Genomic DNA, 18,235 nt, shown 5'->3' with positions numbered 1-18,235 from the left:
CATAAACGCATCGGTTTAAGTGAGATGAGCAGCTTCTTCCCTAAAATGTAGTGTGTAATTACATTTTCAGGGAAGAAGAACTTTAAGCTAAACTTAGATAATGCAGAGAAGGAGCTTAATACATGGCTTTAGATAAGGAAATTTTCAAAGAAGAATTGAAACAGAGACTGAGAGAGAATTATGCAATGGAATTGGAGGACGCAAGCGAGCAAGAGATTTTCTATACATTAGGAGCGCTGGTAAAAGCACGTTATTCGGATGCATGGAGAGATACATGGAAGTATTATGTGGATAAAAATAAAAAACAGGTTTATTATTTTTCCATTGAATTTTTACCTGGCAGAATGCTGAAAAGTAATTTATTGAATCTGGGAATATTGGACACTGCAAGAGAGGCTTTAACGGATCTTGGTATTCATTTAGATGATCTGGCAGAAGTGGAAAAGGATATGGCATTAGGAAACGGTGGCCTTGGACGATTGGCTTCCTGTTTTATGGATTCGATCGCATCTGGCGGATTTCCAGGTAACGGAAATGGCATCCGGTATGACTATGGGCTTTTTAAACAACGCTTCGTAGATGGATACCAGGTAGAGCTTCCGGATGAGTGGCTGCAGAGCGGGAATATCTGGGAAGTTCGCAGAGAAAGTAAAGCGGTAGATGTCCGTGTCGGCGGGCATGTTTATTTAGCAGAGACAAACGATGGGAAATTAAAGCCGGTGTATGAGAATGAAAGAGTTCTCCGGGCCGTCCCTTACGATACCGGGATGGTAGGCTATGAAAATAATGTTGTCAACACACTACGGCTCTGGGCAGTAGAGATTCCTGATTCGGAAGAGGATAAATACCAAAGTATTCAGGGACGCAGAGAATTGGAGGATTTAACAGCTGTTCTTTATCCGGATGATTCCAATGAGCAGGGACGCTTAATCCGTTTAACACAGGAATATTTCTTTGTGTCAGCAGGCATCCAAAGTATTATCCGTCATTATAAAAAGTGGTTTCAAAAACCGATTTCCAAGCTCAGCGAATATGTTTCTATCCATATCAATGATACACATCCTGCTTTATGCGTGCCGGAGATGATGCGGATTTTGATTGATGAAGAAGAATTGTCCTGGGAACAGGCCTGGGATATTACTGTAAAAGTAATGAGTTATACGAACCATACCATTATGGCGGAAGCATTAGAGAAATGGTCCATTGATTTAATGCAGCGCACATTGCCGCGGATGTATCAAATTATGGAAGAAATCGATGCACGTTATGTGCAGACGATGCAGGAGCTGCACTCGCATGATTTAGTAGAACGTACGCGGATTATCCGTAACGGGCAGGTACATATGGCGCACTTATCTATTATTGGCAGCCATAGTACAAATGGTGTGGCCAAATTGCATTCTGATTTGCTCAAATCAGTTGTTCTGCATGATTTCTATATTATTTATCCCGACCGGTTTAATAATAAGACGAATGGAATTGCACAGCGCAGATGGTCACAAATTGTGAATGAACCGATGTCAAACGTGTTAGATGAAACGATTGGAAAGACATGGAGACAGGATTCTGGCGATTTGAAATTACTGAGGAACTATCAATCGGATCAGGCCGTTTTAGAGAAACTGGCAGAAGCAAAGAAAATAAATAAACAAAAATTAGCTGATTATATTTTGGAAACAACAGATATTGAGGTTTCCGCAGACGCCATTTTTGATGTGCAGATTAAAAGACTGCATGCCTATAAACGTCAGCTGTTAAATCTATTGCATATTATTAAGCTGTATCAGGATTTAAAAGAAAATCCAAGCTTAGAAATGCAAAAGCGTGTGTTTATTTTCGGGGCAAAGGCAGCGCCAAGCTATCATTATGCCAAAGTAATTATTAAATGTATTAATGAAACAGCGAATCTAATTAATAATGACCCGGATATCAAAGACCGGATTAAAATTGTTTTCCTGCCAAATTACAATGTCAGCCTAGCAGAGAAAATTATCCCCGCAGCAGACGTCAGTGAGCAGATTTCCCTTGCATCAAAGGAAGCTTCGGGTACGAGTAATATGAAGCTGATGCTGAATGGTGCGATTACACTTGCGACGCTGGATGGCGCTAATGTTGAAATCAGAGATGCAGTCGGCGATGATAATATTTATATCTTCGGTCTCACCGAGAAAGAGGTTTATGAATATTATGAGAATCAGGAGTACTCCGCCCAAAGGCTATATGATGAAAATGCCGTTATCCGCCGTGTATTAAATGCATTTATTGATGGTACGATTCCAAACATTGTTTATGAAGGACGTGAAATTTTTGATTCCCTCATAAAATATAATGATGAGTACTTCCTGCTGCGCGACTTTGATTCTTATGTAGAAGCGCAGGAAGAAATTGATAAAGCTTATGGAGATCAAACCTTCTGGCAGAAAATGAGCCTCATCAATATTGCGAATGCCGGCAGATTCTCCTCTGATGAGACGGTCAGCCGTTATGCAGAGGATATTTGGAAAATCGAGTCAAAAGATTCATTTGTTACTGAGAAAGGATAGTATTATGCCACATGTTTATTATAATTCATGGATAAGCGATTATAAAAAACCATTTGGAGCGGTACAGCCGAACGAAAAGATTACCTTTCAAGTGGATGTCCATGAAAGTCATAGAAGCGAAGTACAATTTATGGTTCGAAAAGAAAATGGGGCGCATGATGAAAAAGCTTATTTAATGAAGGGTATAGGCGATAATCGTTTCTCTTATAGCTATGCGCCTCATGAAGGAAAGGGTCTCTATTTTTACTATTTTGCTGTGAAGTGGAAGGATGATAAAGGGGAGGAAATGTCTGCTTTTTGGGGTGCGTCATCTGTTAAAGGGGAAGGGAAACTGTATCATAATCTGCATGAGGTGATTCCTTACCAGCTGACCTGCTTTGAAAAAGAAGAAAATACACCGGATTGGTATCGGGAGGCTGTTTTTTATCAGATTTTTCCTGACCGCTTTTATAATGGCAATCCAGACGGGCAAGTAAATGCGCCAAAGCGGAATAGTTTCCTATATGGGGATACGCGTGATACACCGCTGTATGTGCGCGGTCAAAAAGGAGAGATTCTCCGTTGGGATTTTTACGGCGGGAATTTAGAAGGAATCCGGCAAAAGATACCTTACCTGAAGGATTTAGGAATCAATGCCATATATCTGAATCCCATTTTCCAAGCAGCAAGTAATCACCGTTATGATACGGCAGATTATATGAAAATCGATCCAATGCTCGGTGATGAGAAGCTATTTAAAGAAATCATAGAAAAGTTGCATGCGGAAGGCATTCATGTCATTTTGGACGGCGTATTCAGCCATGTAGGAAGAAATAGCATTTATTTCAACTATGATGGTACGTATGGAGAGGATGAGGGAGCCTGCCGAAATCAAGAGAGTCCGTATTATCCCTGGTTTACATTCACTGACTATCCGAATAAGTATGCGTCGTGGTGGGGGATTGATGACCTGCCGGAAGTGGATAAGTTTAATAAAGAATTTCAAGATTATATTTATCAGGATGACGGCAGTGTAATTGATAAATGGAGCAAACTGGGTGTAGATGGATGGCGTTTAGATGTAGCTGATGAGCTCCCGGATGAATTTATTGCCGGCATCCGTCATAAGCTGGAACAATATCCAGAAAAAGTGCTGATTGGCGAGGTTTGGGAGGACGCATCAAATAAGATTTCTTATGACGAACGCAGGCAATATATCCTGGGAAATCATTTGCATGGTGTAATGAACTATCCGTTCCGAAACACGGTCTTAGATCTGCTGCAATTAGAAAAAACGCCAAAAGAGCTCTGTCAGCGATTAACGCAGCTTCACGAAAATTATCCCAAAGATATTCTTTTTAATAATTTAAATAATATCGGGACACATGATACGAAACGAATCTATACATTTCTTGGAGAGGATAAGGCAAGGCTGAAGCTTGCGCTGAGCTTTTTATTGATTGCTCCGGGAATTCCTTGTATTTATTATGGGGATGAAGCTGGTGTGACAGGAGAACAGGACCCCGATAACCGTAAATTCTTCCCATGGGAGGATATCGACCAGGATATTTTCAAGCATTGTCAAAGGTGGATTACGGAAAGAAAACAAAACAGTACGTTAAAATACGGTGATTTTGTTCTTTTTCATACCGATGATATGTTAGGAATGCTTCGTTTTACAGATGAGGAATATACCATTTATATGATTAATCCGCATGATGAAGAAAAGACCTGTCATGCTGATAAGCTTCATTTCTTGCGGAAAGTACCATTAACCGAGGAAGTGATAAAGGGTATTTTGAAGGATGTCACGATAGACGGAAAAAGTGATTTCTTTGTAACAGGAAAAATATAGTTGTGTATTTAATAAAAGCAGGCTGTCTCGATTCATCTCGATACAGCCTGCTTTTAAAGTTATTAATCTACCTTTTCAAAGCCTTGTTCTTCCAAGGTTTCTACCGCATCATCCAAATTTAAATTCCCTTCTTCATTTTCTAGCAGTTCATCAAGCCCCGGCAGCTCTGAAATATCTACCACGGCGAAATCAATGGTAATTGTTTCAGTGAAATGATCTTCTTCAAAAGCGAGGCTATATTCCAGCCCCTCAATCCCTTGTAATGGTTCAGCAGAAGGGACAAGAAGCGCCTCTGCATCCTCTTTTGATTCAATGCCTCGGATACTATCATAAGAGGTGATGCTCTGACTGGATTGTTCAATGATTTCTCCATCATCAGCTACAAAGGTTGTTTCGATCGAATTATTGTCTTCCTCTAATTTATATGTTACGGTTTCCTGTTCGGAGCTGCAGGCAGCCAAGGTGAGAAAGGAAATCAACAAGACGAAAAAACCGGTCATTTTAAAGTTATTATTCTGTATCATCTTTGTTTCTCCTATTCTTATGTAATTAACTCAACTTTCGCACATTAAAAGTAACTTTATCTCTATAGAAACAGGAGTCAATCGTTCCTTCGATAACACCCCTGACAAAGAACAGAAGGTGAAGTGTAAAGCACCGCTGCGGAAAAACACTACGCTTTCCATGGGCTTGCGCTCAGCCTCCTCAAAAAAAGAAGTTCGCTTTTTTCTGCGGGATCTTCCCACTGGGACTGCGATTACTCGCCCCACCGAAGAACATTGCGCTTTCCCATAGGAGTCTCTGTGTTTTTCCTCCGCTAGTAGGATATTCTGTACATGGAAAACACCTCACCAAAATGCAAGCATGGTAATGAAGAACATGTTCATCTTGGAATATAAGATATATTTGCTTATTCTTAGGTGCGAAAGTTGAGTAATTAAGCTAATCGTATCGAATTAGAATAGGAAAGTCAAAATCGAAATTCGTGAATAATAGACTAGTAAAAATAGTGGAAAGATAAAAATAAAGCCGTATCTGCGCTCAGATACGGCTTTACTTTCTTCCTATTCTTCTTCTACTACTTCTAAACCGTTATCTTCCAATTCGCTGACCATTTTTTCTAAGCTTAAATCTTCCTCATCAAAAGCATCTTCATCGATACCGAAGCCTAGCGTGTTCAGTTCTTCTGGGCCAGCTGTTGTCAGATCGATATTGATGGCTACCACAATTTCTTCTTCTTCATAAGTAAGTTCAACCTCTACACCATCTGCTTCATTTGCATCCTCAAATTCGGATTGAAGCATCTCATCCATAGACTCTGCTTCTTCCTTTGACTCGACTCCGATTAAGGCATATGGTATGGTCATTTCAGCTGCCATGGATTGAACTTCATCGCCCTTTGCCTCTAATGTAATTTTCTGCTGCTGCCCCATTTCTTCTCCTTGAAGCGTTACCGTTTCGTTAGATCCGCATGCTGCCAATCCAAAAATAGCAATCAATAAAACTAATAGTCCAGTAATTCTGAAATTTTTCTTTTTCATCTGTGTCATTGCTCCTATCCATTTTTTAATACAGTTGCCATCGTACCGAATTAAACGATTAAAGTCAAACGAAAACCGTACCTCCGGGTACGGTTTTACTCTCAAACTATTCTTCTACTACTTCAAATCCTTGCTCTTCAAAATCGCTCACTGTTTCTTCCAGACTAATATACTCATCGTCTCCAGTGTCTGGGAAACTAGCGCCAGGAATACTGTTGATTTCTTCAATATCGGCAACAGTTAAATCAACAGAAATTGTTTGAGTTAATTCTTCTTCACCATAATCCAAATCAAATTCGATGCCATCGATATCCTCAAATGGTTCAAATTCTGAACGGAAAAGCTCATCCATCGATTCTGCTTCTTCCTGTGAAGCGGCACCTACCATAGAATAAGGAATGTTAGCTTTAACCGTTTGTTTTGTCATTTCATCATCTTTTGCATCCATGGTTACTTCCATGGTCATTCCCATTTGTTCCCCTTGAAGTGTTACTGTTTCTTCTTTCCCGCAAGCCATTAGTCCAGCTATAGCAATAAATAAAAATAATAATCCGGTAATTCTAAAAATTCTTTTTTTCATTATGAAATTTGCCCCAATCTATTTATTTGTAAAATTAGCGTACCGAATTAAACAGTCAAAGTCAAAGCAAATTGGATAAAAAATAAAGAATTAGACTATTATCCTGCGCTTGAAGTAGGTTTTATTTGCTTTTTTTGGATGTTCATTATGAAATTTGGTTTATTTTGGATATTACTGGATTTAGCGGTTTAGAGGCTGGGATAAGCTTTACTTTATCATGAACTATTTTCAGTGAAACTTCCGTCAAAGGAGGTTCGTTTTATTAAGCTATTGTAAGTTCCTTTAATGAAAAATGAAGTATTGGTATTGGTTTGGTAAATTTCCCGATTTCATGAAAAAGATATGTTTTAATGTACTTGAATGAAGGGAGGAAAAGAATGAGTTATATCGAGTTAAAAGATATCACGAAGTCGTATCATGCGGGAAATAACATATTAGAGCAAATCAACTTAACAATCGAGAAGGGGGAATTCTTTGTATTGGTAGGGCCCTCCGGATCTGGGAAAAGTACCTTGCTGCGGATGATTGCCGGACTGGAGGATATTACAGACGGCGTATTGAAAATGAATGAAAAAGTAGTCAATCACCTGCAGCCGAAAGACAGAAATCTTTCGATGGTTTTTCAAAATTATGCTTTATATCCGCATTTATCGGTCGAACAAAATATCCTGTTTGGTTTGAAGGCGAAAAAGGTTTCTAAAGCGGAACAGCAGAAAAGGCTGAAGGAAACAGCAGAAATGATGGGATTATCGGAGCTTTTAGACAGGAAGCCGCGTCAGCTTTCAGGAGGACAGCGACAGCGAGTTGCTTTGGCCAGGTCGGTTGTCAGTGAAGCGCCGCTTTGTTTAATGGATGAGCCGCTATCTAATTTAGACGCTAAATTGCGTGCGCAGATGCGTGTGGAAATTAGAAGGCTGCAGAAGCAATTAGGCTTAACCTTGATTTATGTAACACATGATCAGGTCGAAGCGATGACGATGGGAGACCGGATTATGGTTTTAAATGATGGAGAAATCCAACAGGTAGGTAAACCAATTACATTATATAATGAACCGGCCAATTTATTTGTCGCTTCTTTTATCGGTTCTCCCAAAATGAATATGGGAAAAACGGAAATAAAGGATGTCTCGAATTTTCTTGTGAACAAGACACTGTCCTTTTCGGCAGATGCCAGGATGCAGAAGGCGTTTCAGGTACATAAAAACATCATCGCAGGAATAAGACCGGAGCATATCCAGCCGGCAATCCATCAGGAAGCAACGCATTCTTTAGAAGTGATTCATGTAGAGCAGTTAGGGAATGAGACATCGCTCGCTTTGGATGTCGGCGGCGAATTATGGACAGCAAAATGGCCGGGGCAATGGGATATCACAGCAGGTAACCAGCTGGAGGTGTATATATCGACAGAGCACCTGAGTTTTTTTGATGCACAGACGGAAGCATTAATTCGTCCAGCTTCCTTCAGCGGGCATGGGGAGGTTCAGGCGATATGACGAATATGACTGCGGTCATTACACAAGAGGACCAAGCTTTATTTGTGCGGACGAAGCGGAAACAGCGTTACAAGCAATTTATCAAAGGTATCCTATTTCTATTGCCATCCATTGCTCTTTTTTCTGTATTTTTATTCTATCCTTTGCTCCGGACGATTTATTTAAGCTTTTTCCTTACTGATGCGAGCGGGGCCACAACGGTATTTGTAGGATGGGATAACTTCGTGACATTATTTCAATCAACTATTTTTCAGCAAAGCATCAAATCGACGTTTCTATTTGTTCTTTATACAGTGCCGCTGACCATTGTGATCAGTTTATTTCTAGCTATTATTGCAAATGAAAAATTAAAAGGGATTGGCTTCTTTCGGACGATATTTTCCTCTACCATGGGAATCTCCGTAGCCGCGGCATCTGTATTCTGGCTGTACTTATTTCATCCGACAATCGGCTTTTTAAATATTATCATGGACACCTTTGGGCTGGAGAAGGTTGGCTGGCTGACAGACCCTTCCTGGGCACTGATTGCGGTAGCTGTGACAACCATATGGATGAATATCGGTTTTACCTTTTTGATATTGCTGGGCGGATTACAATCGATTGATAAATATCTTTATGAAAGTGCGGATGTGGATGGTGCAGGGTATTTTTATAAATTAAGAAGGATTACGATTCCCATGCTGTCACCAACCCTGTTCTTTGTTGTGACGGTAACAATTATCAATGCCTTTCAAACGTTTGGGCAGGTGGATATTTTAACGCAGGGCGGTCCGCAAAATGCAACCAATTTAATGGTCTACTCGATTTACCGGGAAGCCTTTACTAACTATCAATTTGGCTCGGCGAGTGCGCAGGCAATCATTTTGTTTATTATCATTCTATTAATGACAATCATCCAATTTAAATTGGGAGAAAGGAAGGTTCATTATCAATGAGAATTCCTTTCGGACGAAAAATTGTAACCTATCTTTTATTGATTGCTGCAGCATTTCTTGTTTTCACACCGACGATGATGGCTGTTGTCATGAGCTTTATGACAAATCAGGATATTATGACGGGAAGCTTGCCTTCTGCTTTTTCACTCGATAACTATCGTCGGGCATTTGAACAATTTCCGCTGCTGCATTATGTCATCAACAGCTTTTTAGTTTCGATTGCCATCATGATTGGCCAGCTGATTTTAGCCAGCTTAGCAGCGTACGCCTTTGTTTTTTTAGAATTTAAAGGCCGGGATTTCTTGTTTTATCTTTTTATCGCAACGATGATGGTGCCATTTGAAGCTTCGATTATTCCAAACTTCCATACGATTCGCGACCTTGGCTGGATTGATCAATATACCGGACTGACGATTCCATTCTTTGCGATGGCTTTTGGAACATTCTTGTTACGGCAGAATTTCAAACAAATTCCTAAGGAACTGCGCGAAGCAAGTCAGATTGCCGGTATGGGAGATGTGAAGTTTTATTTGAAAGTGGTCCTGCCGGTAGCGAAAACAAGCCTGATCACCTTAGGCGTGTATGGCTTTTTAACGTCCTGGAATATGTATCTGTGGCCGCTGTTAGCTACAACCAATGATAATGTCAGAACCGTACAGATTGGTCTGCGCCAATTACAATCACAAGAGCAGATGAACGATTGGGGAGTGATTATGGCGGGAGCGGTCATTGTCATTATTCCAACATTGATTTTATTATTTTTAGGACAGAAGAAGTTGCAGCGTGGTTTAACAGAGGGAGCGCTAAAATAAAAAAGAATGTGAAAAAGGAGTCGTTTTTTTTGAAGAAAATGTTGTTATTCGTCGTTTTGAGTATGACTATTTTTATGGCAGCCTGTGGTTCCAATGATGCAGAAGGGTCTAGTGAAGCAACAGAAACAGAAGATGGCAAGCAAATCGTCACCTTTTGGCATGCAATGGGAGGTGCTTCACAAGAAGCGTTGGACAAAATTGTCGCATCCTACAATGAATCGCAGGATGAGGTAGAGGTCCGGGCGGAGTTTCAGGGAACCTATGATGAGGCATTAACGAAGTTTCATAGTGTAGCTGGGACAGATAGTGCGCCGACGATGATTCAAGTATTTGAGATAGGCACGATGTCGATGGTAAACAGCGGTCATATTGAGCCGATTCAAAAGTTTATTGATGAGGACGGCTATGATATGGGGCATTTAGAAGAGAATATCGTTAACTATTATAAAATAGACGATCAATTCTATTCGATGCCATTTAATTCTTCGACGCCGGTGATGTTTTATAATAAAGATGCTTTTGAGGAAGCTGGTTTAGACCCGGAAAATCCGCCTCAGACATTTGAAGAGGTAGAAGCAGCTAGTAAAGCTATTGTCGAATCAAATCCTGAGATGAAAGGTTTTGCGCTTCAGGCGTATGGCTGGTTATTTGAACAATTATTGGCAAACCAAGGAGCATTATTATTGAATGAAGATAATGGACGTTCAGGAGTAGCAACAGAAATCGGCTTTACCGAAGAACAAGGAAAATCAATCTTTGAATGGGTAGAGCGGATGAATACAGATGGAACATTTGCAAACTATGGCACCAATGGCGATAATATGCTGGCTGGATTCTTAGCAGAAGATGTATCGATGTTTTTGCAATCCTCTGCTAATTCTCGTGATTTAATCGATAATGCACCATTTGAGGTAGGCGTCGCGTTTTTACCGCATCCGGAAAATGTGGAACGGGAAGGTGTGGTTATCGGTGGAGCAAGTCTTTGGATGAGTGAGGGCAAGGAGGAAGCAGAGCAAAAAGCAGCGTGGGATTTTATGAAGTACCTGCAATCGCCTGAAATTCAGGCACAGTGGCATACAGATACAGGCTATTTTGCCATTAATCCGGCAGCTTATGAAGAGGAGCTGGCTGTAGAAATGCATGAAGAAAACCCACAATTAAAGGTGACAGTGGAACAGCTGCAAGCAACCAACCCATCTTATGCAACACAGGGGGCTGTCATGGATATGATACCGGAAGAACGTAAGATTATTGAAACGGCATTGGAGAGCGTATTTAATGGCGGAGATGTAGATACCACGTATCAGACAGCAATCGAACAATTGAATGCAGCCATTGAAACAGCAAATAAAGCTCGTGGAGAGTAATAAGTAACAGAGGAAAGCACGATGTAAGTAAGAGGTTCATTCAGCGGAGGTTTTGGGCTGAACAGAAGCAGGGAGCCTCCGCTGAACAAAAGGATACTTCATGATAACAACTCAATTTTCAGGAGGGATTTTCTTGACAAAAGTATATGGACATCGCGGCATGATGGGATTATATCCGGAGAATACGCTGCTAAGTTTTGAAAAAGCACTGGAAGCTGGAGTGGATGGTTTGGAAATAGATGTGCACATGACAAAGGACGGTGAATTTGCGGTAATGCATGATGCTACACTAAATCGGACAACGAATGGAATTGGATCCATAGCAGAATATACCTTTTCAGAAATTCGGGAATTACATTGGAATCCAGCCTATCTATCCTCATTCCAGACTTATGATAAGAGCTGGGAGGAAGAAAAGGTTCCCTCCTTAGCAGAAGTCCTTCAGCTGGTTAGTCCATATCCAGATGTTGCATTGAATATTGAATTAAAAACGTGTAAAAATTTATATGAAAATATCGAAGAAAAGCTGCTAGACTATGTTGCTAAATATCCGGATGTAAAGAATCGTGTCATTTACTCCAGCTTTCATCTGCCTACACTGATTCGTTTACGTCATTATGACAGGGATGCCCGGCTGGCATGGATTATTAACCAGCCGATTTCCCACCCGGAGGATTATATTGATATTTTGGGTTTAGAGGCACTGCATGTTGAGGCGGATACATTTTTAAAGCATATTTATCATTGGAGTAAATGGAAGAGACTGCTGCGTGTGTGGACTGTCAATGATAAGGATACGCTGAAGCAATTACTGGACGTGAAAGTAAAAGCCATTGTGACGGATTATCCGGATCGTGCCATCTTTTATCGGTGTGAGCGCTATGCCATGGCGTAGTATCTTACTTACTTTGGTAATTGCCGTCTTTATAATATCTGGTTTTTTTGAAGCAAAGCCGCAGGTACTTAAGGATTCGGAAACATATGGTGCGGAGACATTATATGCAAGTGCAGCAGGAAGGCCTGAAGCAGTTTCAACTGATTTAGAGGTGATTGCCCATCGTGGTGCGAATAATTTCTTTAATGAACATACGCTGACTGCTTACGAAATTGCTTCGGAGGCTGATGCAGACTCAATAGAGATTGATTTACGGATGACCAAAGATCATGAATTAATCGCACTTCATGACACGACCTTAGATCGTACAACAACAGGAGCAGGCGTCCCAGAAGAATTTACGTTGAACGAAATCAAGCAATTCGATACCGTAGCCGTATTCGGGCAGAAAACCTATAAAGAGCCCGTCCCGACATTAGAAGAAATCGTTACGGCATTTAAACAGGAAGAGCATTATTATATTGAGACACGTCTGGTTGATGGGCAAACAAAAATGGAAGAACCGTTAATCAATCTGCTTCAGGAAAATGATTTGCTGGATCCAAAATATGTGAGCTTTCAATCCTTTTCTAAGGAGAGCTTGAAAAAATTGCAGGAATTCGCACCGGAAATCCGTTCGACGCTGTTATATGGCACAGATAAATTTGATTTAGAGGATGGGCTTGAAGCAGACGCAGATGTAATTGGAATCGAATCAAGAAATGTGACGAAATGTGTTGTTGATACGCTTCATCAGCAGGGGAAGGAAGTTCATGTGTTTTTTACGGATGAGCGTACGCAGCTTGTTGAACAGCAGCGCGTCATGATGTATGGAGTGGATGGGATTTTTACAGATGATATTGATTTTACGAAGCAGGTATTGAAGGAGTAGAGTATGTCATTATTTATATAGAACCTTGCAGAGTCGACTATTTGACTTTGTGAGGTTTTTTAGTGGAATTAAGAGGATATCTATTACAGTATAATTGGCTATAAGATCCCCACAGCTTTAGCAGATTCTTGCCACCAGCGTATGGCGCATACTTAATTGATAGCTTACTCCAACATCTACAATCAATTGACTCATCGTATATGAATTTGGATGAAATTTAATGAAAAAATAAGATAATTTACTTTTGGGATTTGGTGGTATTATTTCATCCATTTTAAAAGTAAAATTCAATAAATCTTTTTCTAATAAAATATCATACCTAAACTAACTATATTTTTTACATAAGGTTTCATATGAATAAACAACCGATAATCTCCCACTTTATAGCTTCTGAATCAATCTGCGTAATTCTTATATGTTTTTAATTTCTGTCAATTTATTCCAACTATTTAAGTACGTTCTATACTATTAATATAAATCAAATTATCTGTTAATTTTAAATTCATTCCATACTTTATCATTAATTATGAAATAATATGAATTTAAAAGAAAAATAATGATTGTAATTGGAAAGTTATGATGATATTATAAAACTGAAGAGAAATTAGGAGGACTTAAAATGAAAACAGCAACAAGGATCAATTCTTTTTTACCAAAATTTAATAATGATTTAGAGGAGGTTTTTAAAGAATTCAATCGTATTGGATTAACTCATGTAGATCTAAATTATCCAGAACACGTTATTGATTCTTCTTCTGATGAAATGAAAGCACTTTTAGAGAAATATGACCTCAAGGCAAATGGAGTAGCTCTAAGGTTTAGAAATGAGTTTATCAATGGTGAGTTAGGAAATGCTGACATTAACATTTCCCAAGAAGCTTTAACATTATGCAAAGAAGCTGTAGATTATTGCAGAGAAATTCAAGGTGAAGTAGTTACAATCTGGCTAGGTTTTGATGGTTTTGATTATTCATTTCAAATAAATTATGAGAAAGTGTGGCAGCAAATTAAAAACTGTCTGATTGAAATTGCTGACTATGCACCAGATATTAAAATTAGTATCGAATATAAGCCATTTCAACCTCGAGCTTATGCTTTTATAGATAGTTTAGGGATTGCGATGACAATGGTTAATGAAGTCAATCGAGAGAATGTAGGTATTACGTTAGACTACTGCCACATGTTAATGAAACATGAGAATCCTGCTTATGGAGCAAGCATCTTAGGAAGCAAGAATAAATTATTTGGGGTTCATTTGAACGATGGTTATGGACTTAATGACGATGGATTAATGATTGGAACAAGCAGTTTAGTTAAGACCTTTGAATTTCTATATTATACGAAGTTACACAATTATCATCATGCGATTTATTTTGATACTTTCCCGGTTATTGAAGACCCCGTTGAAGAATGCGAAAGTAATTTAAAAATGATTCAGCGTATCGATGAAAAAATTGAAAAAATTGGAATGGAAAAAATCGGATCGATTATTGAGCAGAATAGTGGTGTCAAAGCAAGTGAATTGGTATTGGAAATCTTGAACTAAGATTTTCAATACCAATAATAAAAAGGAGGGGTAATACATGGATTATAAAAAATTAGCACAAGAAATTTTAAGTGAGGTCGGCGGGGCGGAGAACATTTCGAACATGACTCATTGCGCAACAAGACTAAGACTGACATTAAAAGATACATCAATCGTAGATGATAAATCTGTAGAGGCAATTGATGGTGTGATAAACGTAGTTAATAAAGCTGGGCAATATCAACTATTAATTGGTACAGAAGTATCGAAACTCTATGATGAATTTGAACCTTTGGCAAAAGGAGATTCCCTCCAGCAAACAGAGGAAAAGAATGAAAAGTCAGGCAGTATTATCAGCAATATATTTTCAGCCATTTCAGCAATCTTTGCGCCTTTACTTCCAGCTTTAGCGGGATCAGGTATCTTACGAGGGTTACTAATTTTAGCAGTACAAGCAGGAGTGATTAGTGAAGACAGTGGAACATATACTATTTTGTTTGTTGCTTCAATGAGTGTATTCTATTTTCTTCCTATTTTGTTAGCGTTTACGTCAGCTCGAAGATTTGGTGCAAGCCCATACATTTCGGTTTTAATTGGAGCTTCACTGATTCATCCAGATTTTATTGCGTTAATGGGCAATGTAGGAAATGGAGCGACAACAGACTTTTTTAGTATTCCTGTTGTTTTGATGAATTACAATTCTACAGTGGTACCAATTATTTTATCTATTTGGGCTTTTTCCTATTTGTATAAATTTTTAGATAAACATATTCCAGAAACTTTGAAGTTAGTTGTTGTTCCTCTGGTTTCTTTAGTCATTATGATTCCACTAACAGTGATGATTATTGGGCCTGTTGGGGTATACAGCGGAGAAGCAGTAGCAAACGTTGTTAATTGGTTAATAGAAAGAAGCAGTGTATTAACAGGTATTCTCGTTGGAGGCGGATGGAGCATCCTAGTTAGTCTTGGTATTCACTGGGCTGTAAATCCTATTATGATTAATAATATTTCTACTTATGGATTTGACTATATTGTACCTTTTACATTTGCTTGTAATTTTGCGGTTATTGGAACAACAATCGGTGTTTATTTTAAAGCAAAGGATAAAAAACTAAGAAGTTTTTCGTTAACAGGTTTAATTACCGTCGCCTTATCTGCCATTATCGAAGCAACATTATTTGGTTTATTAGTTAAAAATAAAAAATTATTTTTAGCACAAATCATAGGAGGAGCCACTGGAGGAGCTTACCTTGGATTAATGAAAGTTGTAACGAACGCTTTTGTTTTTGGAAGTGTAACAACTTTTCCTGCTTTTGTGCAAGATAATGGATCTAATTTTTTACACGCTATGATTGGATTGCTAATTTCATTAGTGGTAGCAGGGGTATTATCGTATATCTTTACAAGAAAAGACGAAAAGCTTGCATAGGAAAAATCTAACTATCTCTCAAGTTGGGAATTTAGTAATGAGAAGGGATTTTAACAAATAGTTAATAAATCTTTTTCGAAGGAGTGAAATCAACGTTATGCTTATTTGTCCTTCTATGATGTGCGCAAATTTTAATAACTTACAAGAAGAAGTGAAAGAATTAGATAATGCCGGGATAGATATTTTCCATATTGATATAATGGATGGTCATTTTGTTCCTAACTTTGGAATGGGGCTGCAAGATATTGAAGTCATAAAAAAAGCAACTGATAAGCTGATAGATGTCCATCTAATGATTTCAAATCCAGGAGAGTATATAGAATTATTTGCTGGTTTTGGCGTGGATATTATTTACATTCATCCAGAATCAGATAAACATCCAACCCGTACGCTTGATAAAATCAAAGAAAAGGGCAAAAAGGCAGGTATTGCAATAAATCCAGGCACTTCAATTCATCAAATTGAAGAACTTCTTTCATTAGTTGATTATGTTCTGGTGATGACTGTAAATCCAGGGTTTTCAGGTCAAAAATATCTTGATTATGTAGATGAGAAAATAATGAAGTTAGTTAATTTAAAAATTAATAATACATTTGAAATTATAGTAGATGGTGCTGTGTCGCCAACTGTAATGAAAAAATTAAGTGGAATTGGCGTTGATGGTTTTGTATTAGGAACCTCAGCATTATTTGGTAAGGAACAAAAGTATAGAGAGTTAATTAATAATTTTAAATATTGAAAAGAGGAGATGGAAACAAATGAAAATAGCAATTGGTTCAGATCATGTTGGATATGAATTAAAACCTGCAATTATAGAGTATTTGCAAGAGCTTGGGTGCTCTATTCAAGATTTCGGTACAGAGTCCAATTTACGCGTTGATTATCCTGACTATAGCAAAAAAGTGTCTGAGGGAGTCCTTTCCGGAGATTTTGACCGAGGAATATTAATATGTGGGACGGGCGTAGGTATTTCTATTGCAGCTAATAAGATAAAAGGGATTCGAGCAGTTGTTTGCAGTGAACCTTACTCAGCCAAACTATCGAAGGAACACAATAATACGAACATTCTTGCTCTAGGCTCTAGAGTTGTAGGTGAGGAGCTTGCAAAAATGATTGTGAAGGAATGGTTAGAAGCTGAGTTTGAAGGAGGTCGACATTCTAAAAGAGTAGAAAAGATAACAAAGTTAGAAGAGTAAAACATACTATTTAGAAGCAGCAAGATCAATGATGAAATCAAACTTCAGTGGTCTTGCTATTTTTATTGTAAATATAAAAGTATTTTTTATCATGTACCACTAAAAAATGATAAAATGTAATTATCATTTCTACGTGTAAGGAGGAAAAGGTTTGATTCCTTATGAGAGACAAGAAAAAATTCTTGAAAAGCTTAGCAAAGAGGAAATCTTAAAAATTGAAGAATTGCATCGTTTACTTCCGAATGTATCCATCTCTACTCTTAGAAGAGATTTGAAGGAATTGGAGAAAAGAGGAAAAGTTGTTATGTTAACAGGTGGGGCAGTAAAAGTATCTTCTCCAACAGTAGAGTTATCTATAACAGCAAAACAATCGTTACATTCCAAAGAAAAAGAAGCAATTGCTGAATTAGCTGCAAGGTTAATAAATGATGGAGATGTAATTTATCTAGATTCGGGCTCCACTTGCACTGCATTATTAAACAAAATTCTTGATAAGAAAATTAGTATAATTACTACAAACGCTAGTGTATTAGGTATTTCTCAAGAAATTCAAGCGGAGATAATCGTTTTAGGCGGTAGATATAACCCTAACATTTCATCATTAAATGGACCTTTGGCTGATAATAACATACAAAATTTTTACTTTGATAAATCGTTTATAGGAGCTAATGGAATTGATTTATTCAAAGGAGCGAGTACGCCAAATCTTGTTGAGGCAAACAAAAAAAAACATGTTATTCATAATTCTAAAAAGAATTTCTTACTATGTGATGACTCGAAATTTCATGTTAATTCTACTGTGAAAGCATTTGATTTAAATGAAGTAACAATTATATCAAACAAATACGACAAGGAAATAGCTAACGTAACAGAATTAATACATCCTGATTAATTTGTCATACTATTGGTTTTGGTTCTTTATAGAATTTTTAAGATATATATGATATCAAAAAAATGAGGTTTAATCACATATTTTTGCCGACTTCTTTATAAAGTGCATAAAAAAGCTAAATTGATAGTGTTTCCAAGAAGCCGGCAAAAAAGATTGAACGTTTGTCCTATTGCAATAAAATGAGATTATTGTAAGTGTCATTATACACACGAATAAATCATTTAACAGTTATTTGCAATTCCAGTCCAACAATGGCATCAAATTCACCTATTCATTATAAAATTTTTCACGCTTATTTTAGTCTGTGATAGTTTAATTAAGG

General features: G+C 38.1%; 16 protein-coding genes. 13 read left to right on the top strand and 3 right to left on the bottom strand.

Annotation, left to right across the window (positions count from 1 at the left end; genetic code table 11):
- Positions 1–122: 122 nt before the first annotated feature.
- Both ACW0TQ_RS02765 and ACW0TQ_RS02760 read left to right on the top strand, forming a co-directional pair.
- A complete protein-coding gene (locus ACW0TQ_RS02765) occupies positions 123–2,543 on the top strand; it encodes a glycogen/starch/alpha-glucan phosphorylase (protein ID WP_212929549.1) in 2,421 nt (806 codons plus the stop codon).
- Positions 2,544–2,547: 4 nt separating this feature from the next.
- On the top strand, positions 2,548–4,377 hold the full coding sequence (locus tag ACW0TQ_RS02760; protein ID WP_042531593.1) for a glycoside hydrolase family 13 protein: 1,830 nt from the start codon (positions 2,548–2,550) through the stop codon (positions 4,375–4,377).
- 62 nt (positions 4,378–4,439) lie between these two features.
- On the opposite strand, the gene ACW0TQ_RS02755 is transcribed toward ACW0TQ_RS02760, so the two are convergent.
- The 3 genes from ACW0TQ_RS02755 to ACW0TQ_RS02745 all read right to left on the bottom strand — a co-directional run bounded on the left by ACW0TQ_RS02755 (position 4,440) and on the right by ACW0TQ_RS02745 (position 6,498).
- Positions 4,440–4,901: a DUF1307 domain-containing protein gene (locus ACW0TQ_RS02755; protein ID WP_042531596.1), complete on the bottom strand. Its 462-nt coding sequence runs from the start codon at positions 4,899–4,901 to the stop codon at positions 4,440–4,442.
- Positions 4,902–5,441: 540 nt separating this feature from the next.
- Positions 5,442–5,918: a DUF1307 domain-containing protein gene (locus ACW0TQ_RS02750; RefSeq protein ID WP_212929547.1), complete on the bottom strand. Its 477-nt coding sequence runs from the start codon at positions 5,916–5,918 to the stop codon at positions 5,442–5,444.
- A gap of 106 nt (positions 5,919–6,024) precedes the next feature.
- Entirely contained in the window at positions 6,025–6,498 is a 474-nt protein-coding gene (locus ACW0TQ_RS02745) for a DUF1307 domain-containing protein (protein ID WP_212929435.1), read from the bottom strand.
- Between the two features lie 377 nt (positions 6,499–6,875).
- Between ACW0TQ_RS02745 and ACW0TQ_RS02740 the strand changes: the two genes are divergently transcribed.
- From ACW0TQ_RS02740 to ACW0TQ_RS02690, 11 genes are all read left to right on the top strand, one after another.
- Positions 6,876–7,991 carry an ABC transporter ATP-binding protein gene (locus ACW0TQ_RS02740; RefSeq protein ID WP_212929436.1) on the top strand — a complete coding sequence of 372 codons (1,116 nt, stop codon included), beginning with the start codon at positions 6,876–6,878 and terminating at the stop codon, positions 7,989–7,991.
- A gap of 5 nt (positions 7,992–7,996) precedes the next feature.
- Positions 7,997–8,926, top strand: a complete 930-nt coding sequence (locus ACW0TQ_RS02735; protein WP_084613020.1) for a carbohydrate ABC transporter permease — start codon at positions 7,997–7,999, stop codon at positions 8,924–8,926.
- Complete coding sequence (locus tag ACW0TQ_RS02730) at positions 8,923–9,738, top strand: carbohydrate ABC transporter permease (protein WP_042531606.1); 816 nt, start codon at positions 8,923–8,925, stop codon at positions 9,736–9,738. The genes ACW0TQ_RS02735 and ACW0TQ_RS02730 overlap by 4 nt, the downstream gene beginning before the upstream one ends.
- A 38-nt stretch (positions 9,739–9,776) precedes the next feature.
- Positions 9,777–11,105: an ABC transporter substrate-binding protein gene (locus tag ACW0TQ_RS02725; RefSeq protein ID WP_052485112.1), complete on the top strand. Its 1,329-nt coding sequence runs from the start codon at positions 9,777–9,779 to the stop codon at positions 11,103–11,105.
- A 133-nt stretch (positions 11,106–11,238) separates the two neighbouring features.
- A complete protein-coding gene (locus ACW0TQ_RS02720) occupies positions 11,239–12,000 on the top strand; it encodes a glycerophosphodiester phosphodiesterase family protein (protein ID WP_226894742.1) in 762 nt (253 codons plus the stop codon).
- Positions 11,987–12,871 carry a glycerophosphodiester phosphodiesterase gene (locus ACW0TQ_RS02715; protein WP_455725308.1) on the top strand — a complete coding sequence of 295 codons (885 nt, stop codon included), beginning with the start codon at positions 11,987–11,989 and terminating at the stop codon, positions 12,869–12,871. Before ACW0TQ_RS02720 ends, ACW0TQ_RS02715 begins: the two co-directional genes overlap by 14 nt.
- 619 nt (positions 12,872–13,490) lie before the next feature.
- Positions 13,491–14,417, top strand: a complete 927-nt coding sequence (locus ACW0TQ_RS02710) for a sugar phosphate isomerase/epimerase family protein (protein ID WP_212929438.1) — start codon at positions 13,491–13,493, stop codon at positions 14,415–14,417.
- A 37-nt stretch (positions 14,418–14,454) separates the two neighbouring features.
- A complete protein-coding gene (locus ACW0TQ_RS02705) occupies positions 14,455–15,825 on the top strand; it encodes a PTS transporter subunit EIIC (RefSeq protein WP_212929439.1) in 1,371 nt (456 codons plus the stop codon).
- An 88-nt stretch (positions 15,826–15,913) separates the two neighbouring features.
- Positions 15,914–16,564: a ribulose-phosphate 3-epimerase gene (gene rpe, locus ACW0TQ_RS02700; protein ID WP_212929456.1), complete on the top strand. Its 651-nt coding sequence runs from the start codon at positions 15,914–15,916 to the stop codon at positions 16,562–16,564.
- Positions 16,565–16,583: 19 nt separating this feature from the next.
- A complete protein-coding gene (rpiB, locus tag ACW0TQ_RS02695) occupies positions 16,584–17,021 on the top strand; it encodes a ribose 5-phosphate isomerase B (protein ID WP_212929440.1) in 438 nt (145 codons plus the stop codon).
- Between the two features lie 151 nt (positions 17,022–17,172).
- Entirely contained in the window at positions 17,173–17,913 is a 741-nt protein-coding gene (locus tag ACW0TQ_RS02690; RefSeq protein WP_212929441.1) for a DeoR/GlpR family DNA-binding transcription regulator, read from the top strand.
- Positions 17,914–18,235 lie beyond the last annotated feature (322 nt).

The sequence above is a fragment of the Oceanobacillus sp. M60 genome, from assembly GCF_053839645.1.
This window is presented reverse-complemented; position numbering and strand designations above follow the sequence as displayed.